The 21,089-nt window shown below is 72.6% G+C and carries 22 protein-coding genes; 14 read left to right on the top strand and 8 right to left on the bottom strand.

Annotated elements, in window-relative coordinates; genetic code table 11:
* The first annotated feature begins 39 nt into the window (after window positions 1-39).
* The 8 genes from IAG44_RS13740 (at window position 40) to IAG44_RS13705 (ending at window position 7,432) form a co-directional block, all read left to right on the top strand.
* Complete coding sequence (locus tag IAG44_RS13740; RefSeq protein ID WP_187747414.1) at window positions 40-234, top strand: hypothetical protein; 195 nt, start codon at window positions 40-42, stop codon at window positions 232-234.
* Window positions 235-350: 116 nt separating this feature from the next.
* Complete coding sequence (gene mshB / locus IAG44_RS13735; RefSeq protein WP_187747413.1) at window positions 351-1,220, top strand: N-acetyl-1-D-myo-inositol-2-amino-2-deoxy-alpha-D-glucopyranoside deacetylase; 870 nt, start codon at window positions 351-353, stop codon at window positions 1,218-1,220.
* On the top strand, window positions 1,220-1,621 hold the full coding sequence (locus IAG44_RS13730) for a DUF6113 family protein (RefSeq protein WP_187747412.1): 402 nt from the start codon (window positions 1,220-1,222) through the stop codon (window positions 1,619-1,621). The genes mshB and IAG44_RS13730 overlap by 1 nt, the downstream gene beginning before the upstream one ends.
* Window positions 1,622-1,776: 155 nt before the next feature.
* Entirely contained in the window at window positions 1,777-3,942 is a 2,166-nt protein-coding gene (locus tag IAG44_RS13725) for a peptidoglycan binding domain-containing protein (RefSeq protein WP_187747411.1), read from the top strand.
* Between the two features lie 91 nt (window positions 3,943-4,033).
* Complete coding sequence (locus tag IAG44_RS13720; RefSeq protein ID WP_187747410.1) at window positions 4,034-4,942, top strand: ABC transporter ATP-binding protein; 909 nt, start codon at window positions 4,034-4,036, stop codon at window positions 4,940-4,942.
* Window positions 4,939-5,679 (top strand): ABC transporter permease, encoded by a 741-nt coding sequence (locus tag IAG44_RS13715; RefSeq protein ID WP_187747409.1) that lies wholly within the window; start codon window positions 4,939-4,941, stop codon window positions 5,677-5,679. The genes IAG44_RS13720 and IAG44_RS13715 overlap by 4 nt, the downstream gene beginning before the upstream one ends.
* Window positions 5,676-6,818, top strand: coding sequence for a sensor histidine kinase (locus tag IAG44_RS13710; protein ID WP_187747408.1), 1,143 nt, complete (start codon window positions 5,676-5,678; stop codon window positions 6,816-6,818). Before IAG44_RS13715 ends, IAG44_RS13710 begins: the two co-directional genes overlap by 4 nt.
* Entirely contained in the window at window positions 6,815-7,432 is a 618-nt protein-coding gene (locus tag IAG44_RS13705; protein WP_187747407.1) for a response regulator transcription factor, read from the top strand. Before IAG44_RS13710 ends, IAG44_RS13705 begins: the two co-directional genes overlap by 4 nt.
* Before the next feature lie 515 nt (window positions 7,433-7,947).
* Here the strand turns inward: IAG44_RS13705 and IAG44_RS13700 are convergent.
* Window positions 7,948-8,763, bottom strand: a complete 816-nt coding sequence (locus IAG44_RS13700; RefSeq protein ID WP_246561688.1) for a transglutaminase family protein — start codon at window positions 8,761-8,763, stop codon at window positions 7,948-7,950.
* Entirely contained in the window at window positions 8,760-10,295 is a 1,536-nt protein-coding gene (locus tag IAG44_RS43510) for a GNAT family N-acetyltransferase (RefSeq protein WP_425508520.1), read from the bottom strand. The genes IAG44_RS13700 and IAG44_RS43510 overlap by 4 nt, the downstream gene beginning before the upstream one ends.
* 149 nt (window positions 10,296-10,444) lie before the next feature.
* Here IAG44_RS43510 and fdxA point away from each other — a divergent pair, with 149 nt between their 5' ends.
* Both fdxA and IAG44_RS13680 read left to right on the top strand, forming a co-directional pair.
* On the top strand, window positions 10,445-10,771 hold the full coding sequence (gene fdxA / locus IAG44_RS13685; RefSeq protein ID WP_187747405.1) for a ferredoxin: 327 nt from the start codon (window positions 10,445-10,447) through the stop codon (window positions 10,769-10,771).
* A gap of 77 nt (window positions 10,772-10,848) precedes the next feature.
* Window positions 10,849-11,946 (top strand): bifunctional succinyldiaminopimelate transaminase/glutamate-prephenate aminotransferase, encoded by a 1,098-nt coding sequence (locus IAG44_RS13680; protein ID WP_281404288.1) that lies wholly within the window; start codon window positions 10,849-10,851, stop codon window positions 11,944-11,946.
* Window positions 11,947-12,029: 83 nt separating this feature from the next.
* On the opposite strand, the gene IAG44_RS13675 is transcribed toward IAG44_RS13680, so the two are convergent.
* Window positions 12,030-12,470: an ATP-binding protein gene (locus IAG44_RS13675; RefSeq protein ID WP_187747404.1), complete on the bottom strand. Its 441-nt coding sequence runs from the start codon at window positions 12,468-12,470 to the stop codon at window positions 12,030-12,032.
* Window positions 12,471-12,742: 272 nt separating this feature from the next.
* Window positions 12,743-13,702, bottom strand: a complete 960-nt coding sequence (locus IAG44_RS13670; RefSeq protein WP_187747403.1) for a VldE C-terminal domain-containing protein — start codon at window positions 13,700-13,702, stop codon at window positions 12,743-12,745.
* 84 nt (window positions 13,703-13,786) lie between these two features.
* Here IAG44_RS13670 and dapE point away from each other — a divergent pair, with 84 nt between their 5' ends.
* Both dapE and IAG44_RS13660 read left to right on the top strand, forming a co-directional pair.
* Window positions 13,787-14,863 carry a succinyl-diaminopimelate desuccinylase gene (gene dapE / locus IAG44_RS13665; RefSeq protein ID WP_187747402.1) on the top strand — a complete coding sequence of 359 codons (1,077 nt, stop codon included), beginning with the start codon at window positions 13,787-13,789 and terminating at the stop codon, window positions 14,861-14,863.
* A gap of 82 nt (window positions 14,864-14,945) precedes the next feature.
* Complete coding sequence (locus tag IAG44_RS13660; protein ID WP_187747401.1) at window positions 14,946-15,692, top strand: LOG family protein; 747 nt, start codon at window positions 14,946-14,948, stop codon at window positions 15,690-15,692.
* 42 nt (window positions 15,693-15,734) lie between these two features.
* Here IAG44_RS13660 and IAG44_RS13655 read toward each other — a convergent pair whose 3' ends face one another.
* The 3 genes from IAG44_RS13655 to folP form a co-directional block, all read right to left on the bottom strand.
* Complete coding sequence (locus IAG44_RS13655; protein WP_187747400.1) at window positions 15,735-17,678, bottom strand: caspase, EACC1-associated type; 1,944 nt, start codon at window positions 17,676-17,678, stop codon at window positions 15,735-15,737.
* Complete coding sequence (locus IAG44_RS13650) at window positions 17,675-18,043, bottom strand: effector-associated constant component EACC1 (protein ID WP_187747399.1); 369 nt, start codon at window positions 18,041-18,043, stop codon at window positions 17,675-17,677. Before IAG44_RS13650 ends, IAG44_RS13655 begins: the two co-directional genes overlap by 4 nt.
* A 173-nt stretch (window positions 18,044-18,216) precedes the next feature.
* Window positions 18,217-19,077 (bottom strand): dihydropteroate synthase, encoded by an 861-nt coding sequence (gene folP, locus IAG44_RS13645; protein WP_187747398.1) that lies wholly within the window; start codon window positions 19,075-19,077, stop codon window positions 18,217-18,219.
* A gap of 120 nt (window positions 19,078-19,197) precedes the next feature.
* Between folP and IAG44_RS13640 the strand changes: the two genes are divergently transcribed.
* The gene (locus IAG44_RS13640) at window positions 19,198-19,530 is read left to right on the top strand and encodes a DivIVA domain-containing protein (RefSeq protein ID WP_187752662.1); all 333 of its coding nucleotides are present in this window, start codon (window positions 19,198-19,200) and stop codon (window positions 19,528-19,530) included.
* Window positions 19,527-20,096 (top strand): DNA-3-methyladenine glycosylase I, encoded by a 570-nt coding sequence (locus tag IAG44_RS13635; protein ID WP_187747397.1) that lies wholly within the window; start codon window positions 19,527-19,529, stop codon window positions 20,094-20,096. The genes IAG44_RS13640 and IAG44_RS13635 overlap by 4 nt, the downstream gene beginning before the upstream one ends.
* Here the strand turns inward: IAG44_RS13635 and chcB are convergent.
* Window positions 20,093-20,884 (bottom strand): 2-cyclohexenylcarbonyl CoA isomerase, encoded by a 792-nt coding sequence (gene chcB / locus IAG44_RS13630; RefSeq protein WP_187747396.1) that lies wholly within the window; start codon window positions 20,882-20,884, stop codon window positions 20,093-20,095. The two genes, IAG44_RS13635 and chcB, sit on opposite strands and share 4 nt — an antisense overlap.
* Window positions 20,885-21,089 lie beyond the last annotated feature (205 nt).

Genomic DNA, 21,089 nt, shown 5'->3' with positions numbered 1-21,089 from the left:
CTGTTCCCCTGGTACCCGGGTTCTTGGAGGTGAGCCGCCGTGGCACTCTCGATATCGGCGGTGGTGCTGCTGGCGATCGTCGTCTTCTTGCTGATCAAGAAGTCGGGACTGAAGGGCGGTCACGCCCTCATCTGCGTCCTGCTCGGCTTCTATCTGGCGTCCTCCACCATCGCCCCGACGATCAGCGATCTGACGACCAGCGTGGCCGACATGATCGGCAGCCTCAAGTTCTGACCCCCCTTCCAGCCAAGGCTCCGGTCCGGCCACGACCGGAGCCTCCTATCCCTGTCCGGCTTCCCCGATCGGGGCCGATCAGTCCTGTCCGTCCCGGTGCCTCGTAGGCTGGCCCCATGACGGATCTCCCTCCCCGGCGGCTCCTCCTGGTGCACGCGCACCCCGACGACGAGTCGATCAACAACGGCGCGACCATGGCCAGGTACGCGGCCGACGGCGCGCGGGTGACCCTGGTCACCTGCACGCTCGGGGAGCGCGGCGAGGTCATCCCGCCCGGCCTCGCCCACCTCTCCGGCGCGGCCCTGGGCGCGCACCGGCGCGAGGAGCTGGCCGCCGCCATGCGCGCCCTCGGCGTGAGTGACGTCCGCCTGCTCGGCGGCGCGGGCCGCTACGGCGACTCCGGGATGATGGACACCGCCGACAACGACGACCCGGGCTGCTTCTGGCAGGCGGACGTCGAGACGGCCGCCAGGCAGCTTCTGGAGGTCATCCGCGAGGTACGGCCCCAGGTGCTCGTCACGTACGACGAGAACGGCGGCTACGGCCATCCCGACCACATCCAGGCCCACCGCGTCGCCCTGCGTGCCGCCGAACTCGCCGACGCCGAGGGCGTACCCGTCGCGAAGGTCTACTTCAACCGCGTCCCGCGCGCGGTCGCCGAGGACGCGTTCGCGCGGCTGGAAGAAGACCTTCCCGCGCTGCCGTTCGACAAGGCGGCCGAGATCGCCGACGTCCCCGGAGTCGTCGACGGCGCGCTGATCACCACGGCGATCGACGGCGGACCGTACGCGGACGCAAAGGCGACCGCCATGCGCGCGCACGCGACGCAGCTCGAAGTGGCCCCCGGAGGACGCTACTTCGTCCTCTCCAACCACCTCGCCCAGCCGCTGTTCACGACGGAGTACTACCAACTCGTGCGCGGGGAGCGCGGCGAGACCTCCGACGGGCTGGAGCGCGACCTCTTCGCCGGACTGGAGACCGACTGATGTCGATCGACCTCACCCAGCCCCTCAAGCCCCCCTCCGCGCTCCGGGCCGCCGCCTACGCCGGCCTCCTGGTGCTCGGCGCCGTCACCGGCGTCGCCGGATCGCTCGTCCAGGCGGGCTGGTTCCCCGGCGGACTCCTGCTGGCGCTCGCAGGGTCGGCCGGGCTGTTCCTGGGCGGCGCCAGGGCCGTCGGCACGCGCGCGGGGGCCGTCGCCCCGGCCGCCGGGTGGATGATCGCCGTCGTCCTGTTGACGGCGGGCCGCCCGGAAGGTGACTTCCTGTTCGCGGCGGGCGGCGGCTCGTACCTGTTCCTGCTCGGCGGCATGGCAACAGCTGTGATCTGCGCCACCCTTGGCGCGGGACGGCAACCGATCGGCGCCGACGCCCGACTTGGGAAGTGACGTACCACTTCGCCGTGGCGTGAGCGTGCGTATCCCGTGTGGGTTTCCCCGGCGGTCGTGGGATCCGGGGCAGAAGTGGCCAGTATGGTGGTGCGCGCCGCCGAGCTGCCCGTGAGGTCGTGGCGGGCGGCGGAGCCAACCTGGAGAAGCCTGCCTTGAGTCGTGAAACTGACACTCCGTCCCCCGGGCCCAACGGGCGCGGTGGAGGTGCCGCGTACCCTTCGGGCACGCCCCCGTACGGGACGCCGATGGTGTCCGACGGCGGTGCGGACGCGGGCCGTTCGGCCGCCCAGCCGGAGGAACGCAAGACCGAGACCACGGTGACGACCCGGGTCCGCATCAACATCCCCGGATCCCGGCCCATTCCCCCGGTCGTCGTGCGCAAGCCCGTCGGCGAGGGAGAGGGCGACGACACGGCCGCCGAGCCGCAGTCCGCCGCGCCCCAGCCCGCCCCCGAGGCGCCCGCCGCCGAACCCGCGGCCGAGAAGAACGACTGGTTCGCGCCCCGCAGACCGTCCGGTCCGAAGTCCAACGGCGCGGGCATCCCCGGCGCCTCGACCGGGACGATCGGCGCACAGGCGTCCGCGCCGGGTACGGGTTCCGGTACGGCGCCCGCACGACCCGCGGGGGGTGCCATAGGCGGCGCACGCCCCGGCGGCGTGGTCGGCTCGATGCCCGCCCCGGGCAAGCGCCCCGGTGGCACCAACGGCGCCGGTCTGCCCGGCGGCGCGACCGGCGGCCCGGTCGCCCCCGGCCACGGCGGCGGCACCGGCTCCTTCGACGTGACCGAAGTCCTCGCGGCCACCTCCCCGCGCGCGAACGCGCCGGAGCCCACCCGCGACGAGCTGCCGTACTTCTCCGAGCCCGAGAGCAGCACGACGGCCCAGCACGACTTCTCCGACCAGCACAACTTCGCGGCCCCGAACACCGGTTACCCCGACCCGGCGGCCGGCAACGGCAAGCCCGCGCGCCCCAACGGCCCCACCGCGGGACCGGTCACCGGCGGCACCGCCGTGCCCCAGGCGGGCCTCGGCGCGCCCGGCACGGCCCCCGGCCCCGGCGGCCCCGGCCTCACCCACGGTCTGACCGCGCCCGGCGCGAACTCCGGCGCGAACCCCGCCGCCGGGCGCCTGCCCGGCGGCGGACTCAGCGACGACACGGCGATCCTGACGCCGCAGAAGCTCGCCCCGAACCCGGGCCCGAACGGACTGCGCCCCGGCGGTCCCGGCGCCCATGGCGGCCTTGGCGCCCCCGGTGGCCCCGGCTCTCCCGGTGTCTCCGGACAGACACTCACCAGCGGCATCCCCGTCGTCCCCCCGGTCACCCAGAGCACCCCGCCGCAGCAGTCGGCGCCCGCGAAGGGCAAGAAGCAGAAGAAGGGCCGCGGCAAGCTGACCCTCCTCGTCGGCCTGGTCGTCGTCGCGGGCGCGGGCGTGTACGGCGCGGGCCTGCTGATGAACCACTCCGACGTCCCCAAGGGCACCACCGTCCTCGGCGTCGACATCGGCGGCTCCACCCGCGACGAGGCCGTCAAGAAGCTCGACGACGTCTTCGGCCCGCGCGCGCTGAACGCCAAGCTCAAGCTGACCGTCGGCGGCAAGCAGGTCACGCTCCAACCCGACCAGGCCGGGCTCCAGTTCGACATCCCGGCGACCGTCGACTCCGTCGCCAAGAGCGACTACAACCCCGTCACCGTGGTCGGCGCCCTCTTCGGCCAGAAGCGCGTCGTCGAACCCGACATGCCGGTCGACGAGGAGAAGCTCCAGGCGGCCCTGGAAAACGCCTCCGGCGGCTCGGCCTCCTCCTCCGACGGCACCATCAAGTTCGAGGACGGCAAGGCCGTCGCCGTCTACGGCAAGCCCGGCGCGGGCATCGACACCGCCAAGGCCCTGCCCGCCGTCGAGGAGGCGTACCGCAAGCAGGTCGAGACCGGCATCCCGGCCCCCGTCACCGTCCCGACGACGACCAAGCAGCCGACGGTCTCCAACGCGGAGGTCGACCGGATGATGAAGGAGTTCGCCGAACCGGCGATGTCCGAGCGGGTCACGATCGAGGCGCCGAACGGCAAGGGCCTCCAGTTCGGCGCGAGGTCCCTGCCGAAGATCATCAGCTTCAAGGCCGTCAACGGGAAGCTCGTCGACACCTACGACCTCGAAGCGCTCAAGGAGATCTACGGCTCGACCTTCGACGGCGTCCAGGTCACCACGGCCACCGGCAAGCGCGACATCCTTCCGCAGGACGTGGTGAACGCCCTGCGCAAGGCCCTGGTCGGCAAGACGACGGCGGAGCGCACGGTCGTCATCGAGACCAACCCCAGTTGATCCGTCACGGGATGCCGCATGACTTCTGTCATGCGGCATTCCGTACGTTCGACACTGGGCGTGACCATGGCCGGGACGCGACCATGAACGCATGACAACGACAGCTTCGGTGGTCGCGTTCGACCAGGTCAGCAAGGGATACGGCGAGGTCCGCGCCGTGGACGGGCTGTCGCTGGCCCTGCGTCCGGGGGAGACCGTGGCGCTGCTCGGGCCCAACGGCGCGGGCAAGTCCACGACGCTCGACCTGCTGCTTGGCCTGAAGACGCCGGACACGGGCAGCGTGCGCCTGTTCGGGACGACCCCGCGCGAGGCGATCGTCGCCGGCAAGGTCGGCGCGATGCTCCAGAGCGGCGGCCTGATGGACGAGGTGACGGTCGCCGAACTCGTCCGCCTCGCCTGCGACCTGCACCCCAGGCCCTACCGCCCCGCCGACGTGATGACCCGCGCGGGCATCACCCAGATCGCCGACCGCAAGGTGAACAAGCTCTCCGGCGGACAGGCCCAGCGCGTCCGCTTCGCCTTCGCCACCGCCGGCGACAGCGACCTGATCGTCCTGGACGAACCGACGACCGGTATGGACGTCACGACCAGGCAGGGCTTCTGGGCCACCATGCGCGAACAGGCCGACCAGGGCCGCACGGTCCTCTTCGCCACGCACTACCTGGAAGAGGCGGACGCGATCGCCGACCGCGTCCTCGTCCTGCACCGGGGCCGCCTCCTCGCCGACGGCACCGCCGCCGAGATCAAGGCCAAGGCGGGCGCCCGCCGCATCTCCTTCGACCTGGACGGGAAGATCCCGCCCACCCTGCGCGACCTGCCCTTCCTGACCGCACTCGACGTGTCGGGGCGCACGGTCCGCATCCAGTCCACCGACGCCGACGCGACCGTCCACGCCCTGTACGGCACCGGCGTCTACCCCAGGAACCTCGAAGTCACCGGGCTCGGCCTGGAGCAGGCGTTCGTGGCGATCACCGAGGCCGAGGAGGCACGCACCCGATGAGCAGTCTGATCCGGCTCGAACTGACCCGCGCCCTGCGCAACCGCAAGTTCCTGTTCTTCTCGGTGATCTACCCCGCCGCCCTGTTCCTCCTGATCGCGGGCAGCGCGAGCAACACCGACAAGGTCGACGGCACGGGCCTGACCCTCCCGACCTACATGATGGTCTCCATGGCCTCCTTCGGCGCCCTCACCGCCGCCCTCACCGGCAACAGCGAACGCATCGCGAAGGAACGCGAGAACGGCTGGACACGGCAACTGAGGCTGACGACACTGCCCGGCCGGGGCTACGTCCTCGCGAAAACCGCGAGCGCGGCCGTGGTGAGCCTCCCGTCGATCCTGGTCGTCTTCGCCGTCGCCGCCCTCGTCAAGGACGTCCGGCTGGACGCCTGGCAGTGGCTCCTGCTCACCGCCGCGATCTGGGCCGGCAGCCTCGTCTTCGCCGCCCTCGGAGTGGCCCTCGGCTATGTGGCGACCGGCGACGCCGTCCGACCGATCACGATGATCACCTACTTCGGCCTGTCCATCCTGGGCGGCCTGTGGATGCCGACGACGACGTTCCCGGGCTGGCTCCAGGACATCGCGAAGTGGGTGCCCACGCACGCGTACGCCGCGCTCGGGCGGGCCATCGAGCAGAGCCAGGTACCGCACGCGTCGGACGTCGCCGTCCTCGTCGTGTCCTTCGCCCTCTTCACGGGCGGCGCGGCCTGGCTGTACCGGAAGGACACGGCGAAGGCGTGAGCAGCGTCGGTGTGGGAGAGCGCCCGAGGACCCCGGTGCAGAAGGTCGTCAAGTTCCTCTGGATCGGCATCTGGCTCGCCTATCTGAGCGCGCCGGTGAGTGATCTGCTGCACGGCGGGCACGGCGTCGGCGTCCGGGGTCTGGGCTGGGTCGGTCTGGTGGCCTTCGTCGCCTGGTACTTCGTGCTGGTCTTCCGCACCGGCCGGGGCGAGGCCAACGGCCTGGTCCTGGGCTCGCTGGCCGTCCTGGTCACGCAGGCGACGGTCCTGTCCCTCTCGCTGGGCCGCGAATGGCTCGTCCTCTTCGTGTACGTGTCGATCTCCTCCGGCGCCGCCCTGCCCTACGCCTACGCCCGCTGGAGCGTCCCGGCGGCCTCCGCGCTCCTCAGCGCAGTCGCGCTCGCCGTCCCCGGCGGCACCGCCTACCTGGCGAGCCTGCTGATCCCGGCCCTCCTCGGCGGCTTCTCCATGACCGGTGTGCGCCAGTTGATCCGGACGTCGATCGAACTGCGCCAGGCCCGTGCGACGGTCGCACGCCTCGCCGCCAACGAGGAACGCCTGCGCCTCGCCCGCGACCTGCACGACCTGCTGGGCCACTCCCTCTCCCTGATCACCCTCAAGAGCGAGCTGGCCGGGCGGATGCTGCCCGCGCAGCCCGAGAAGGCGGCCCAGCAGGTCGCCGACATCGAGCGGGTCAGCCGGCAGGCCCTCGTCGACGTCCGGGAGGCCGTCGCCGGGTACCGCAGGCCCCGGCTCGTCGACGAACTCGCGGGCGCGCGGGTCGCGTTGACGGCGGCGGGGGTGGTGGCACGGCTCCCGGAGGACGTCGTGCTGGACGGGGTCCCCGAGGACAGCGAGGCCGCCCTCGCGTGGGCGCTGCGCGAGGCGGTCACCAACGTCGTCCGGCACAGCGGGGCGAGCCGGTGCGCCGTCGACCTGGTCCGGCGCCAGACCCTCGACGGGGCCACCCTCGAACTCTCCGTCGAGGACAACGGCGTCGGCGACGCGGGCGCTGCCCCCGGGAACGGGCTCACGGGGCTCGCCGAACGCCTGGAGAAAACGGGCGGCACCCTGGAGGCGACCGGCACGAAACACGGCTTCCGGCTCGTCGCCCGCGTCCCCGTAGGATCCGCCCCATGACCCGCACGATCAAGGTCCTCCTCGCCGAGGACCAGTCGATGGTCCGCGAAGCCCTCGCCGCGCTCCTCGGCCTTGAGGACGACATCGAGGTGATCGCCCAAGCGGCGCGCGGCGACGAGGTGCTGACGACGGCCCGCGCCCACCCCGACCTCGACGTCGCCCTCCTCGACATCGAGATGCCGGGCGCGACCGGGATCGACGCGGCGGCCCGACTCCACGCCGAGTTCCCGGCGTTGAAGCTGGTCATCCTCACGACCTTCGGCCGCCCCGGGTACCTCCGCAGCGCCATGGAGGCCGGCGCCGACGCGTTCCTCGTCAAGGACGCGCCCGCCGCGCAGCTCGCGCAGGCCATCCGCAAGGTCCTCGCGGGCGAACGCGTCATCGATCCCACGCTCGCGGCAGCGGCCCTCGCGGACGGGGCGAACCCGCTGACGGAACGTGAACGCGAGGTCCTTCGGGCCGCCGCGGACGGGGCCACCAACGCCGAGCTCGCCGAGGGGTTGCGGTTGTCCCAGGGGACCGTGCGGAACTATCTCTCCACGGCGATCCAGAAGTTGGCGGCGCGGAACCGGGGAGAGGCGGTGCGGATCGCTCGGGAGAAGGGGTGGTTGTGAGGGGTGGTGCGGGAGGGGTGCGGAAGGGGTGGTTGGGCGGGTTGTGGGGGTGGGGCGAAGGTGCTGGGTGAAGGGCTGTGCGGGCGGGGCTGTCCAGACGGGGTGGGCGGAGCGAGGGCGGTGAGGTGCGGGAGGGGGTGGCGCCACGCGCCGTGCGCCGGCCCTGCTGAAGCCGTTGCCGGCCCCGAGACACCCGCCGGCCCCGCGCCCTCCGTCGACCTTGCGCCCCTGTCGGCCCTGCGCCCCCGCCAGCCCCGCGCCCTCCGTCGACCTTGCGCCCCCGCCAGCCCCGCGCCCTCCGTCGACCTTGCGCCCCCGTCGGCCCCGCGACCTCCGCCGCTCCCGCGCCCCTGTCGGCCCCGCGCCCCTGTCGGCCCCGCGCCCCTGTCGGCCCCGCGACCTCCGCCGCTCCCGCGCCCCCCGTCGGCCCGTGCCCTCCGCCGGGCCTCCGCCTTCCGCCGGGCCCCGCCCCCAGTTCAGCGCCGCCCGCCCCTCCGACACCCCCACCCCCGTCCTCAGTTCAGCAGCGACCGAGCCCCCAGCGCCTCCCCCCGTACCTTCTCCGCCGCGCTCTCGTCGACCGGCTCCACGATCTCCGCGTACGCCTCCAACTCGGCGGCGCCGCCGAGGTAGTCGCCCCGTTGGATGAGCAGCTTGCCGCGTTCGTAGCGGAGTTGGGCGGGGTGGGAGGGGAGGAGGAGGCTGAGGTCGACAGCCCACAACGCGGCCTCGCTGCGGTCCAGTTGGCCGGAGGCCCACGCGCGGATGTTGTTGAGGATGCGGGAGACGACGGCGAGCGGGTCGGCGGCGCCCACCTCCTGGGCGGGGGAGCGGGGGCCGGCCTCGATGACGCGGCCCCCGTCGAAGGGGTCGGCGACAACGCGTTCCGCACGGCTGCCGAACCCCACGACGAAGTGGCCGGGCGCGGCGATCCCGTACACGGGAGCCCCCGCACGCCGGGCGACCTCGATCCAGACGACGGACAGGAGGATCGGCAACCCCCGTCGCCGTTCGAGGACTTGAGGGAGGAGGGAGGAGTCGAGACGCTGGTAGTCGGAGGCGTCGCCCCGGAACCCGTACCGCTCGCCCAGCAACCCCCGTACCGCCTCGGCCCACTCACGCGCCCCGCCGGGCCGGTACGGCAACTCGCCCGCGAACCGGTCGAGTTCGACCTGAAGCGCGTCCAGGTCACCCGGCCCCAGCGACGGATCCGCCTCCGCGCCGATCAGGAAACACAGCGTCGCGAGGTCGGGCCGCTCGGCACGCGCCTCCTCGGCGAACAGCCGGCGCACCTCGCCGGGCTCGTAGCTCGCACCGGGCTCGTAGCTCACGCCGGCTCCCGGTAGTGGTGGTAGGAGTGATGGACGGTGAACCCCAGCCGTTCGTACAGCGCGAGCGCGCCCGCGTTGTCGGCCTCCACCTGGAGCCACGCCGCCGAGGCCCCCTCCGCCAGCGCCCGCTGAGCCAGCGCCGCCATCACGGTCGTCGCCAGCCCCCGCCGCCGCCACGCCGGATCCACCTCGACAGCCGAGAACCCGGCCCACCGCCCGTCCACCACACACCGCCCGATAGCGGCAAGCCCCCCGACTCCACTGCCGGACAAGCCCACTTCACCGGAGCCGGAGCCGGAGCCGGAGCCGGAGCCGGAGCCGGAGCCGGCCTCGGCCACCCCGCGCCTGCTGCCCCCGGCTCCGGTCGCCTCACGCCTGCTGCCCTCAGCCCAGGCCACCCCGCGCCCGCTGCCCCCGGCCTCGGTCACTTCACGCCTGCTGCCCTCAGCCCAGGCCACCCCGCGCCCGCTGCCCCCGGCTCCGGTCACTTCACGCCTGCTGCCCTCAGCCCAGGCCACCCCGCGCCCGCTGCCCCCGGCCTCGGTCGCCTCACGCCTGCTGCCCCCGGCTCCGGTCGCCTCACGCCCGCTGCCCCCGGCCTCGGTCGCCTCACGCCCGCCGCCCCCGGCCTCGGCCACCTCACGCCCGCCGCCCCCGGCCTCGGCCACCCCACGCCCGCCACCCTCAACCCCGGCCACCCCACGCCCGTCCCCCTCGCCCCCGCCACTCGCCCCGCCCCCCACAGACGCGAACCACACCGAAGCCCCGCTCCCCAGCACCCGCAGCGCGACCTCGCCCACCCCCTTGCGCTGATACCGCCCCAGCCACGCCGCGTCCGCCTCCCGCGACAACACGACCGAACCCCGACCGTCCCGCGACGAGGACGGCCCACCATCCTCCTCAGCCCCACCGGCGGAAAGCCCGGCGGAAAGCCCGACAGACACCTCACCCACCTCAGACCCCCGCAGATCCCCCACCCGAGCCAACCCCCCGACCATCACCCGAGCGGTCACCTCCCGGACCCACCCCCGCCGCTCCAACTCCCCGCACAACGCGTCCATATCCCCGACCTGCACATAAGCCGGCAACCCCCGCTCCCGGTACCAACTCCGCACCACGTCCAGCGCGGAGTCCAGCCCCACCCCCGGATCCCCCAGCGCCAGCACGGAGTTCGCCCGCCGGGTGAACCCCGAGGCGGCCCGCAACTCCCACTCACCGAGCGGAGAACTCTCGACCGGCACCCAGGCCCGCGCGGCGACCCGGGTCAGCTCCGCGTACGTGGCGGAGGGCCCCCGGCGCCGGGCGGGCGCGTCGGGAACGACCTTCCCGGCGACGACGGAACGTGCGGGGATCCGCACAACTTCCCCGTCCCGTCGAGTGATCACCACCACATCGTCGTCCCATGATGTGAGAACACCCACCGTGTCGGTGAATTTCCCCTCCGTCACAGAGGATGCGGAAATCCGCCGTACGGAAACGCGTTTGCCCACGTCAGCAGCGGTAATGCGGACTACGAGCCGCCCGGCGCCCATGATTTCCACCAGTCCGTTCACCCCTCCTGTTCGGATCATGCCCAAGAACGGAGATACTAGGGGCGGGCATCGACGACGCCGCGCTCCCGCGCGCCAGGCGGCGGAGCCTGAGGAGGCCCGCCAGCGCCCTATCGAGGAGGAATGACAGCGTGACCTACGTCATCGCGCAGCCTTGTGTCGACGTGAAGGACAAGGCGTGCATCGAGGAGTGCCCGGTCGACTGCATCTACGAGGGCCAGCGGTCCTTGTACATCCACCCGGACGAATGCGTCGACTGCGGTGCCTGTGAACCGGTCTGCCCGGTCGAGGCGATCTTCTACGAGGACGACACTCCGGAGGAGTGGAAGGACTACTACAAGGCGAACGTCGAGTTCTTCGACGAGCTGGGCTCCCCGGGCGGCGCCAGCAAGCTGGGCCTGATCGAGCGGGACCACCCGTTCGTCGCCGCCCTGCCGCCGCAGGCCGCCGCCGAGTAGTACCTGGCGAGCACGTCCCACCGCCTCGGTCCCGCACAGGGGCCGAGGCGTTCGCCGTATCAGAAAGCGAGCGCCCTGTGACCTCCCCTCTCTCCGGTCTGCTGCCCACCTTCCCCTGGGACAAGCTGGCCCCCTACCAGCAGACGGCAACCGCGCACCCCGACGGCGTCGTCGACCTCTCGGTGGGCACCCCGGTCGACCCGGTCCCGGACCTGATCCAGCAGGCCCTGGTCGCCGCCGCCGACTCCCCGGGCTACCCCACCGTCTGGGGCACCCCCGCCCTGCGCGACGCCATCACCGCCTGGCTCGGACACCGTCTGGGCGCGCGTGGCGTCACCCACCACCACGTCCTGCCGATCGTCGGCTCCAAGGAACTCGTCGCCTGGCTCCCCACCCAGCTCGGCCTCGGCCCCGGCGACAAGGTCGCCTACCCGCGCCTGGCCTACCCCACCTACGAGGTAGGGGCCCGGCTGGCCCGCGCGGAGTACGAGGTCTACGACGACCCGACGGCCCTGGACCCCACCAACCTCAAGCTCCTGTGGCTCAACTCCCCCTCCAACCCGACCGGTCGGGTCCTCACGAAGGAGGAGCTGACCCGCACGGTCGCCTGGGCCCGCGAGCACGGCGTCCTGGTCTTCTCGGACGAGTGCTACCTGGAGCTGGGCTGGGAGGCCGACCCGGTCTCGGTGCTGCACCCGGACGTCAACGGCGGTTCGTACGACGGCATCGTCTCCGTCCACTCACTCTCCAAGCGGTCCAACCTGGCCGGCTACCGGGCGGCGTTCCTCGCCGGTGACCCCGCCGTCCTCGGCCCGCTGCTGGAGATCCGCAAGCACGGCGGCATGATGACGTCGGCCCCCACGCAGGCGGCGGTCGTCGCGGCGCTGGGCGACGACAAGCACGTCCAGGCCCAGCGCGAGCGCTACGCGGCCCGCCGCACGGCCCTGCGCGCGGCGCTGCTCGGCCACGGTTTCCGCATCGAGCACAGCGAGGCGAGCCTCTACCTGTGGGCCACGCGCGACGAGTCCTGCTGGGACACGGTCGCGCACCTGGCCGGGCTCGGCATCCTGGTGGCGCCGGGCGACTTCTACGGCGAGGCGGGCGCCCGCCACGTCCGCGTGGCGCTGACCGCGACGGACGAACGCGTCGAGGCGGCCGTCCGCAGGCTGGCCTGACGCGGCTCGCCAGGACAGCGGACACCTAGGCAACGGAACGGGGCCCGGAGGGAAGCTCTCCGGGCCCCGTGGCTCACGCGGCGTCAGCCACCGAGCGGCAGCCCCTTCAGCGGCAGCGTCTGCGCGCCCTTGGTGAGGGAGTCCGTCGGCAGCCCGCCCTTCGTCGCGGACTTGGCGGTCTCGCCGACCAGGTCCCCGGAGGCCCCGGCGGTGGCGCCCGCGGTCTTGGACGCCGGAGGCGTCACCTTCTTCACGGCCTGCCCGCCGCTCTTGCCCACCCCGGGCACCGCCTGCTCGGCGACCTTGCCCCCGTTCTGCCCCACGGTCTGGGTCGCGCCCTCGGCGGTCGTGTCGAGGGTGTTGGACACGGTGGCCGTGTCGAGGGAGGTCAGCCCGCCGAGGCTCGGCACGGGGCTGGAGGGCGCCGCGCTGGCCGCACCGGCCGCGCCGACACCGGCGGCGGCCCCCGCGGCGACGAGCAGCGCGGCACGGGCGATCCGGCGGGTCAGGGGAAGGGAGGACATGTCGCTCCTACGAGGTGGTTCGGACGATGACGCCGTGAGAACCGCCCGAAGCCCCAGGAAGGTTGCGGACCAATAACGTAAAGACTTGGCAATGCGTCGCATTATCGGCTGTGGATAAAAACGGGCAAAGACCGTCACGGCCGAAACCCCGCGACCCCGCTGATCCCCTGTGTTCGCAAGGGATTTGAGCGGTACGGGCCCGACGCCCCCGGCGCCGCGCGCTCCCGCACCGCCGGAGTACCCCGCGTACCCCGTGAGGCTGACCCCTCGTACTACTGCTCGGTGGTGATCCGCACCGACTTCTCCATGTCCGCCCGCGTCGTACCGGCCGCCCGCCACTCGCTGTCGCTGTTCCCCGCGACCCACGTCCGCCCCGCGTACGTCACCCGCTGGATGTGCAGCGCCGAGGAGTTGGCGACGGCCCAGTGCGCGAGCTGCCACCCCCGCTCGGGCACCGACCGCCCGGCGGACGACGTGTCGCGGACGACCGGCAGCGCGACGGTCCGCCCCCCGCTCACGGCCGTCGGCCCCTCGTCGTTCTGGTCGGCGGCCGAGGACGCCGTCCCCGCCGCCTGGACGGCGTCCCGCCCGAAGTCCCGCACCAGCGCGGCCCGCACGGCATCGGGACCGGCCTGGACGGACGTCGCGTCGGGCCGCCCCGTACACGTCAGGGTCGCGGCCGAGCGCCCGGTGAGCGCGGCGGCGAGGACCGTCGCGTCCGGCTCGTGCTTGGCGTACGCGTCGGGGTAACCACTCCGCTGGACGCGCTGCGCGGCGACGGTCAGCGGGAGGTCGGCGTACCCGCGCACCTTGGCCAGGTGCTCGTAGAACCGGTTCGCCGCGTACGACGGGTCCTGGACCTGCGCCTCGGTGCCCCAGCCCTGCGAGGGCCGCTGCTGGAAGAGGCCGAGCGAGTCCCGGTCGCCGTGCGCGAGGTTGCGCAGCCCCGACTCCTGGAGCGCCGTCGCCAGCGCGATCGTCACCGCCCGCTCGGGCATGCCCCGGTTCGTGCCGACGGCCGCGATCGTCGCCGCGTTGACGGCCTGCTCCGGCGTGAACTCGTACGTCTTCCCGCCCGGCCGGGCGGCGACGACTCTGCACCCCGGGTCACCCGTGCCCCCGGTGATGTACTGCACCACCACATAGCCCGCCACGGCGAGCAGGACGACGGCCGCCGCCAGCGAACGGAGCAGGCGGCCACGGCGTTTGGGGGAGGGGGACGGCGCTGACACGCGTACAAGGTACTGGAGAGTACGGTCGCGTTCGGGCCAGGCGGGGAGACGGGCCGGACGGCTTGGCGCGTTAGGGTCGACGCCATGGCCGACACCCCACTTGACCTCACTCTGGATGCCGCCGCGCTCACCGCGCGTCTCGTCGACTTCCCCTCGGAGAGCGGCACCGAAGGACCCCTCGCCGACGCGATCGAGGCCGCCCTGCGCGAGCTGCCGCACCTGACGGTCGACCGCCACGGCAACAACGTGATCGCCCGCACGGAACTCGGCCTGCCGGAGCGGGTGATCCTCGCCGGCCACATCGACACCGTCCCGATCGCCGGCAACGTCCCCTCGCGCCTCGACGACGACGGGATCCTGTGGGGCTGCGGCACCTGCGACATGAAGTCCGGGGTGGCGGTCCAGCTGCGTATCGCGGCGACGGTGCCGGTGCCCAACCGCGACCTCACCTTCATCTTCTACGACAACGAGGAGGTCGAGGCCACCCGCAACGGCCTCGGCCACGTCGCCCGCGCCCACCCCGAGTGGCTGGCCGGCGACTTCGCGGTCCTCCTGGAACCGTCCGACGGCCAGGTCGAGGGCGGCTGCCAGGGCACCCTGCGGGTCCAGCTGACGACCCGGGGCGAGCGCGCCCACTCCGCCCGCTCCTGGATGGGCGCCAACGCCATCCACGCCGCCGCCCCGATCCTGGCCCGCCTCGCCGCCTACGAGCCGCGCCGTCCCGTCATCGACGGCCTGGAGTACCGCGAGGGCCTGAACGCCGTCGGGATCACCGGGGGAGTGGCGGGCAACGTCATCCCCGACGAGTGCGTGGTGACCGTCAACTTCCGCTACGCGCCCGACCGGAGCGAGGACGAGGCGATCGCGCACGTCCGTGAGGTGTTCGAGGGCTGCTACGAGGAGTTCGTCGTCACCGACCACAGCCCCGGCGCCCTCCCCGGCCTCTCCCACCCCGCGGCGGCGGCCTTCGTCAAGGCGGTCGGCGGCGCCCCCATGCCCAAGTTCGGCTGGACGGACGTCAGCCGCTTCTCCTCGCTCGGCGTACCGGCCGTCAACTACGGCCCCGGCAACCCCCTGTTGGCCCACAAGCGGGACGAACGCGTCGAGACGGCGAAGATCCTGCACGCCGAGGAACGCCTGCGGACCTGGCTGACCGGCTGAGGACACGCCGACGTCCCCCGCCTGTAACCCCGGCGGATCTAGGCTGAGATACGGAAACACCCGCACGTGGAGGGAGCGCAACATGACGGTCGAGGGAACCCCCAAGCCGGAAGAACAGCGTCTGGGCCCGGTCCTGCGAAGGCGCTCCCAAGTCACGGCCGGTACGACGGACCAGCGCCTCCTCGACGCCGGCGGCCCCTCCGACTGGGTCCACACGGACCCCTGGCGCGTCCTGCGCATCCAGTCGGAGTTCATCGAGGGCTTCGGCACGCTCGCCGAACTCCCGCCCGCGATCAGCGTGTTCGGCTCCGCCCGGACCAAGCCCGACTCCCCGGAGTACGAGGCGGGCGTCCGCCTCGGCCACGCGCTCGTCGACGCCGGCTGGGCCGTCATCACCGGCGGCGGCCCCGGCGCCATGGAGGCCGCCAACAAGGGCGCCTGCGAGGCCGGCGGCATCTCCGTCGGCCTCGGCATCGAGCTGCCCTTCGAGCAGGGCCTCAACCCCTACGTCGACATCGGCCTCAACTTCCGCTACTTCTTCGTCCGCAAGATGATGTTCGTCAAGTACGCCCAGGGCTTCGTGGTCCTCCCCGGCGGCCTCGGCACCCTCGACGAACTCTTCGAGGCCCTGACCCTCGTCCAGACCCAGAAGGTCACCAGCTTCCCCATCGTCCTCTTCGGCACGGAGTACTGGGGCGGCCTCGTCGACTGGATCAAGAACACCCTCGTCGCCCAGGGCAAGGCGTCCGAGAAGGACCTGATGCTGTTCCACGTCACGGACGACGTGGACGAGGCGGTCGCGCTGGTGTCGAAGGAAGCGGCGCGCTGACGGCCTTGTGAAGAACTCCGGTGCGGTGGGGGCCCGGCGCCCTCACCGCACGGAAGTCTTCACCTTCACCGCGTACACCCTGGTGACCTGGTCCTTCTTGCTGTTGTTGTCGCTGACCAGGTACAGGACGCGATGCCCCCCGCCCCCGGTCGGCCGGTTGTCCAGAGCCATCCCCTCCACGTTGTCGAGCAGCGGATTCGGCTGTGTCTGCCCCTCCGGAACCTCGATGTCCCCGGCGGGACAGTCGGCCAGGTCGAGGACGAGCGGCCGGTGCTCGGTGACGAAGCTGTCCGGCGGCTCGCCGGCGAGGTACCTGACGTCCGTGACGTTCTTCGCGCCGGCCAGCGACACCTCGTAGACGCGGATGCTGTTCCCGAGGCCACTGGCGTAGGACCGCTCCAGGGCCAGCAACCGGTCGGGCCCCAGCGCGACGAGGTCCACCAGGTAGGCGCCGGCGTCGGCCTCGTACGCGAACTGACCGTCCAGGGCGTACGCCCCGCCCGGCGTGCCCTTGTACCGCTGGATGCGCAGCCGATTGCGCCCGGCACGGTCACCGTCACCGACCAACGGCCCCTCCAGCCCCGTGTAGAGGTAACGGCCGTCCGTGGTGGTGGTCAGCGACTCGAGGTTGCGGTTGCCGCCCGCACGCCCGCCCGCCGACACGCTCGCCCACTCCGCCGGGACGGGCAGGGTGCCCAGCTCCCTGCCGTCGGAGAGACGGAACCGGCGGATCGTCGAGTCCGCCTCGGAACTGATCAGCACGGTCTTGCCGCCCTTCTCGACGACCAGGCCCTCGCCGTCGAAGCCTTCGGAGTACGGGACGCCGTTCCCGCGCTTCAACGTCTGGATCTTCAGCACCTCGGGGGCGAGGTGTTCGGGGCTGCCGAGGCGCACACGGAACAGGCGGCCGGGTTTGTTGTCCGCCAGCACCCATGCCTCGCCCTGCGCGTTCAAGGAGATCGCCGAGAGCCCGTCCACGTTCGCCCCCAGGTTCTCCAGCTCGGTCGCCCGGTTGAGCGCGTCGGAGACGCTGAGCAGCGACGCCCCCTTCGAACAGGGCCCCGCCGCCTTCCGGTCCTTCCACCACGCCAGCGGATCGGCCTGCACCGCGACGGTCGCCGCGACGGCCGTCACCGCCGCGACGGCCAGCAGACACGACCACCGCTTCCGGCCGGCAGGGGTCGGCCCCGACGCGGGTGGCGGTGGTGTGGCGGCGGAGGCGGACCACTGCCGGTTCTTCACGAAGGGCAGCGAGCCGACGCCGTTCTGGTTCTGCACCTGCGGCAGTGGCCGCCGCTTCTCCTTGAGACGGGCGCGGACCCGGCCGAAGACCATGTCCAGCGTCAGTTCCTCCGGACCGTCCGGGTCGCCCTCGGCGAGGACCTTCACGAGTTCACCGGTGAAGGCCGTGCACTCCTCTCCCCTGGGGGACAGGGCCAGCCGGGTCTTGGCACAGGACGTCGCCACGTACGACCCCTCGACGTCCTCCATGAGGGCCGCCGCCTGAAGGTTCTCGACGGCGGACATGCCGCCGTCCAGCGCCTTGCCGCTGTAGCAGCAGTCCAGCACCACGATGCGGCGCCGGGCGGAGCCGTTGTCACGGATGGCGCGGCGCAGCCACTCGTAGGGCACGGCCCCGTCGATCTCCCCGGGTTCGGTGTCGGGGAGGGTCAGGTAGAGGGCGCCGTCCGAGGGGTCGATGAACCCGTGGCCCGCGTAGTACACGATCAGCGTGCCCCGCGCGGCCGAGGCCGCCTTGCGGATCGGCGCGATCAGCTCCTGCTGGCTCCCGGGGTTCGACACGACCTGGCACAGCTCCCCGGGCACGCCCCAGACGTCGGGGTCGGTCAGCGTCTCCTTGAGCCGGGTGAGGTTGTTCTTCACGGCCCGCAGGGGAGCGAGCTGCGTGTACGCGTCGACGCCGATGAGGACGCAGGCCGAATGCGCGGCGTCGATCCGGGAGTTGGCGCCGCCCGTGCCGGTCACCGGCCTTCCTCCGTCAGCGCGCGCAGGAGGGCCTGGGCGTCGTCGAGGCGGTCGGCGGGCAGCGTGATCTTCACGCCGTCCCGCTCGATGACCATCGTGGAACGGGGCGTGTGGGCCTGCCGCCAAGCCGCGATCGCGACGGCGAGGCCGCCGAGCTGGAGCACCGTGTCGACGACGATGCCGATGGCTTCGAGGGCGGTGCCCATGGTGTCGGCGTCGGATTCCTCCGCCTCCTCCGCCGGGGCGAGGCTCTGCAACGTGACCTGGGCCGTGGCGCGCACCTCCTGGTCGTCGCGCAGCCAGGTGTAGAGGGACCGCTGCTCGACGTCGTCCCGAGCGCCGTCCATCGTGATCCGGATCTTCATGGGTTTCCCGTGGAACCAGAAGGAATTGGGCACCCGGATGGCACCACGCGCGAGCCGCGCGCGGCAGGGAAACCAGGGTGGATGCCTTCGTCCGGCTGGACGCGTCGGGAAGGGGCGGCGACGCGGCGCCCGCTGGGGTAGGGTGCCGCGGCCCGTCATTCCTCGGACGCGGCCTACGCCAGCCCCCGCCGCGCCACCGCCGGGGGCCGGTGCCCCGCGATCGACGCGACCATGTCCAGCACCTGCCGCGTCTCGGCGACTTCGTGGACGCGGTACACCCGCGCCCCCAGCCACGCGGACACGGCCGTCGTCGCCAGCGTTCCGATCAACCGCTCCTTCACCGGGCGGTCCAGCGTCTCCCCGACGAAGTCCTTGTTGGAGAGCGACACCAGCACCGGCCAACCCGTCTCGGCCATCTCACCGAGGCGCCGCGTCGCCTCCAGGCTGTGCCGGGTGTTCTTGCCGAAGTCGTGGCCGGGGTCGATGAGGATCGACTCGCGGGGGACGCCGAGGGCCGCCGCGCGCTCCGCGAGGCCGACGGTGACGTCCAGGATGTCCGTCATGACGTCGTCGTACGTCACCCGGTGAGGGCGGGTGCGCGGCTCGGAGCCGCCCGCGTGCGTGCAGACCAGGCCGACGCCGTACCGCGCCGCGACCTCCGCCAAACCCGGGTCCACGCCGCCCCAGGCGTCGTTCAGGAGGTCCGCGCCGGCCTCGCAGACGGCCTCGCCGACGGACGCGCGCCAGGTGTCGACGCTGATGATCACCTCGGGGAAGCGGCGGCGGACCTCGGCGACGAACCCGACCGTCCGGCGGGCCTCCTCGTCGGCGGTGACCTCCTCGCCGGGCCCCGCCTTGACGCCGCCGATGTCGACGATCGCGGCGCCCTCGGCGATCGCCCGCTCCACGCGCGCGAGCGCCGGGGCGTCGTCGTAGGTCGCGCCCTGGTCGTAGAAGGAGTCGGGGGTCCGGTTGACGATCGCCATGATCACCGGCTCGTGCGTACCGAATTCACGCCTGCCCAGCCTGAGCATCCCCTGTGACCTCTCCTAGTGCGTGCGGGACATCCGCCGCCTGAGACCCTAACTGTCGGACCCGCATGGCACGATCGGAGCCAGACACGTCCGACTCCGAGCGGGGGCCCGCCGATGGTTATGTTCTTGTTCCTGGTCATCGCGCTCGCCGTGGTGGTCGCCGCGGTGACGCTGGCCGTCGTGGGCGGCGGCGAGGGCACAGGACCGCTGCCGGAGGAGGCCCCGCAGCGGCTGCACGACCCGCTGCCCTGGGACCGCCCGGTCACCCGCGCGGACGTCGACAGCCTCCGCTTCCCGCTCGCCGCGCGCGGCTACCGCATGTCCGACGTGGACGACGCGCTCGGCCGCCTCGCCGCCGAACTCGCCGAACGGGACGCCCGCATCGCCGACCTGGAGGCCGCGCTGACGGCCCCCCGCGTCTCCGTCGAGAAGCCGGAGGACGACCCCCGGTGACCGACGCCCTCGCCGGCCCCGACGGCGTCCTGCGCTGCCCCTGGGCCCTGTCCACGCCGGACTACGTCGCCTACCACGACGACGAGTGGGGCCGCCCGGTCCACGGCGACGACGCCCTCTTCGAACGCCTCAGCCTGGAAGCCTTCCAGTCCGGCCTCTCCTGGATCACGATCCTGCGCCGCCGCCCCACCTTCCGGACGGCCTTCAGCGGCTTCGAGATCACCAAGGTGGCCGCCTTCACCGACGCCGACCGCACCCGCCTCCTCGCCGACCCCGGCATCATCCGCAACCGCGCGAAGGTCGACGCGACGCTCGCCAACGCGCGCGTGCTCGCGGACTGGGCGCCGGGCGAACTCGACGCCCTGATCTGGTCCTACGCGCCGGACGACCACCCGACCCCGAAGGCCCTGGCCGACGTCCCCGCCGTCACCGACGAGTCGAAGGCCCTGGCCAAGGCGCTGAAGAAACGGGGCCTCAGGTTCGTCGGCCCCACGACGGCGTACGCGCTGATGCAGGCGTGCGGACTGGTCGACGACCACCTCGCGGACTGCGGCGCGCGCGGCTAACGCCCCACGTACTTCGGCTTCTCCTTGTTGACGAACGCCGTCACCGCGATCCGGTGGTCCTCCGCCGCGCCCGCGCGGGTCTGAAGCTCGTCCTCCTTGTCCAGCGTCTCCGTCAACGAGTGCGTCAACCCGAAGGCGACCGACTCCTTGAGCGCCGCGTACGCGACGGTCGGCCCCTCGGCGAGGGAGCGGGCCACCTTCAGGGCCTCCTCGCGCAGCTCGGCGGCCGGGACGACCCGGTTGGCGATACCCAGCTCCAGCGCGTCCCGCGCGCTGATGCTGCGCGGGAAGAGAAGCAGGTCGGTCGCCCGGGACGGCCCCACCACGCGCGGGAGCGTCCAGGAGATCCCGGAGTCCGCGGTGAGCGCGACCCCGGCGAACGACGTGTTGAAGGACGCCGTGTCGGCGACGACCCGGTAGTCCGCGGCGAGGGCGAACCCGAACCCGGCGCCCGCCGCGACCCCGTTGACGGCGGCCACGACCGGCTTCGCGGCCCCGGTCAGCGCGCGAGCGATGGGGTTGTAGTGCTCGCTGACGGTGCTCATCACGGCGTCCGACCCCGCGGCCAGCAGCCCGATGTGCTCCTTGAGGTCCTGGCCGACGCAGAACGCCCGCTCCCCGGCGGCGGTCAGCAGGATCGCGCGCACCGCGGGGTCACCGGCGGCGGACTCGGCGGCCTCCCGCAGGGCCACCTTCGTCGCGACGTCGAGCGCGTTCATCGCCTCCGGACGGTTCAGGGTGATCGTCGCGAGCCCGTCGCTCACCTCGTACAGCACCGTGTCGGCCATGGAGTGCCCCTCCGCATCAAGAACGTGTGTCAGAACGTCGCTACGGACTCAGCATGGCGGAGATCTTGGTCCACGGACCGGACGGGACGTGTGACCTGCGTCAAAGAAAGCGGGCCCGTTCACGGACGGCCTAACGCGACGAGGCGGAGCAGTATCGCAGCCACACCGCCGAATTGGGTGGTTTTGCTCGCGCGCGTTGCGCAAG

Source organism: Streptomyces roseirectus, assembly GCF_014489635.1.
In the GTDB taxonomy this organism is placed as follows: Bacteria; Actinomycetota; Actinomycetes; order Streptomycetales; family Streptomycetaceae; genus Streptomyces; species Streptomyces roseirectus.
The sequence above is the reverse complement of the archived record's forward strand: the minus strand, read 5'-3'. Positions and strand labels throughout refer to the sequence as shown.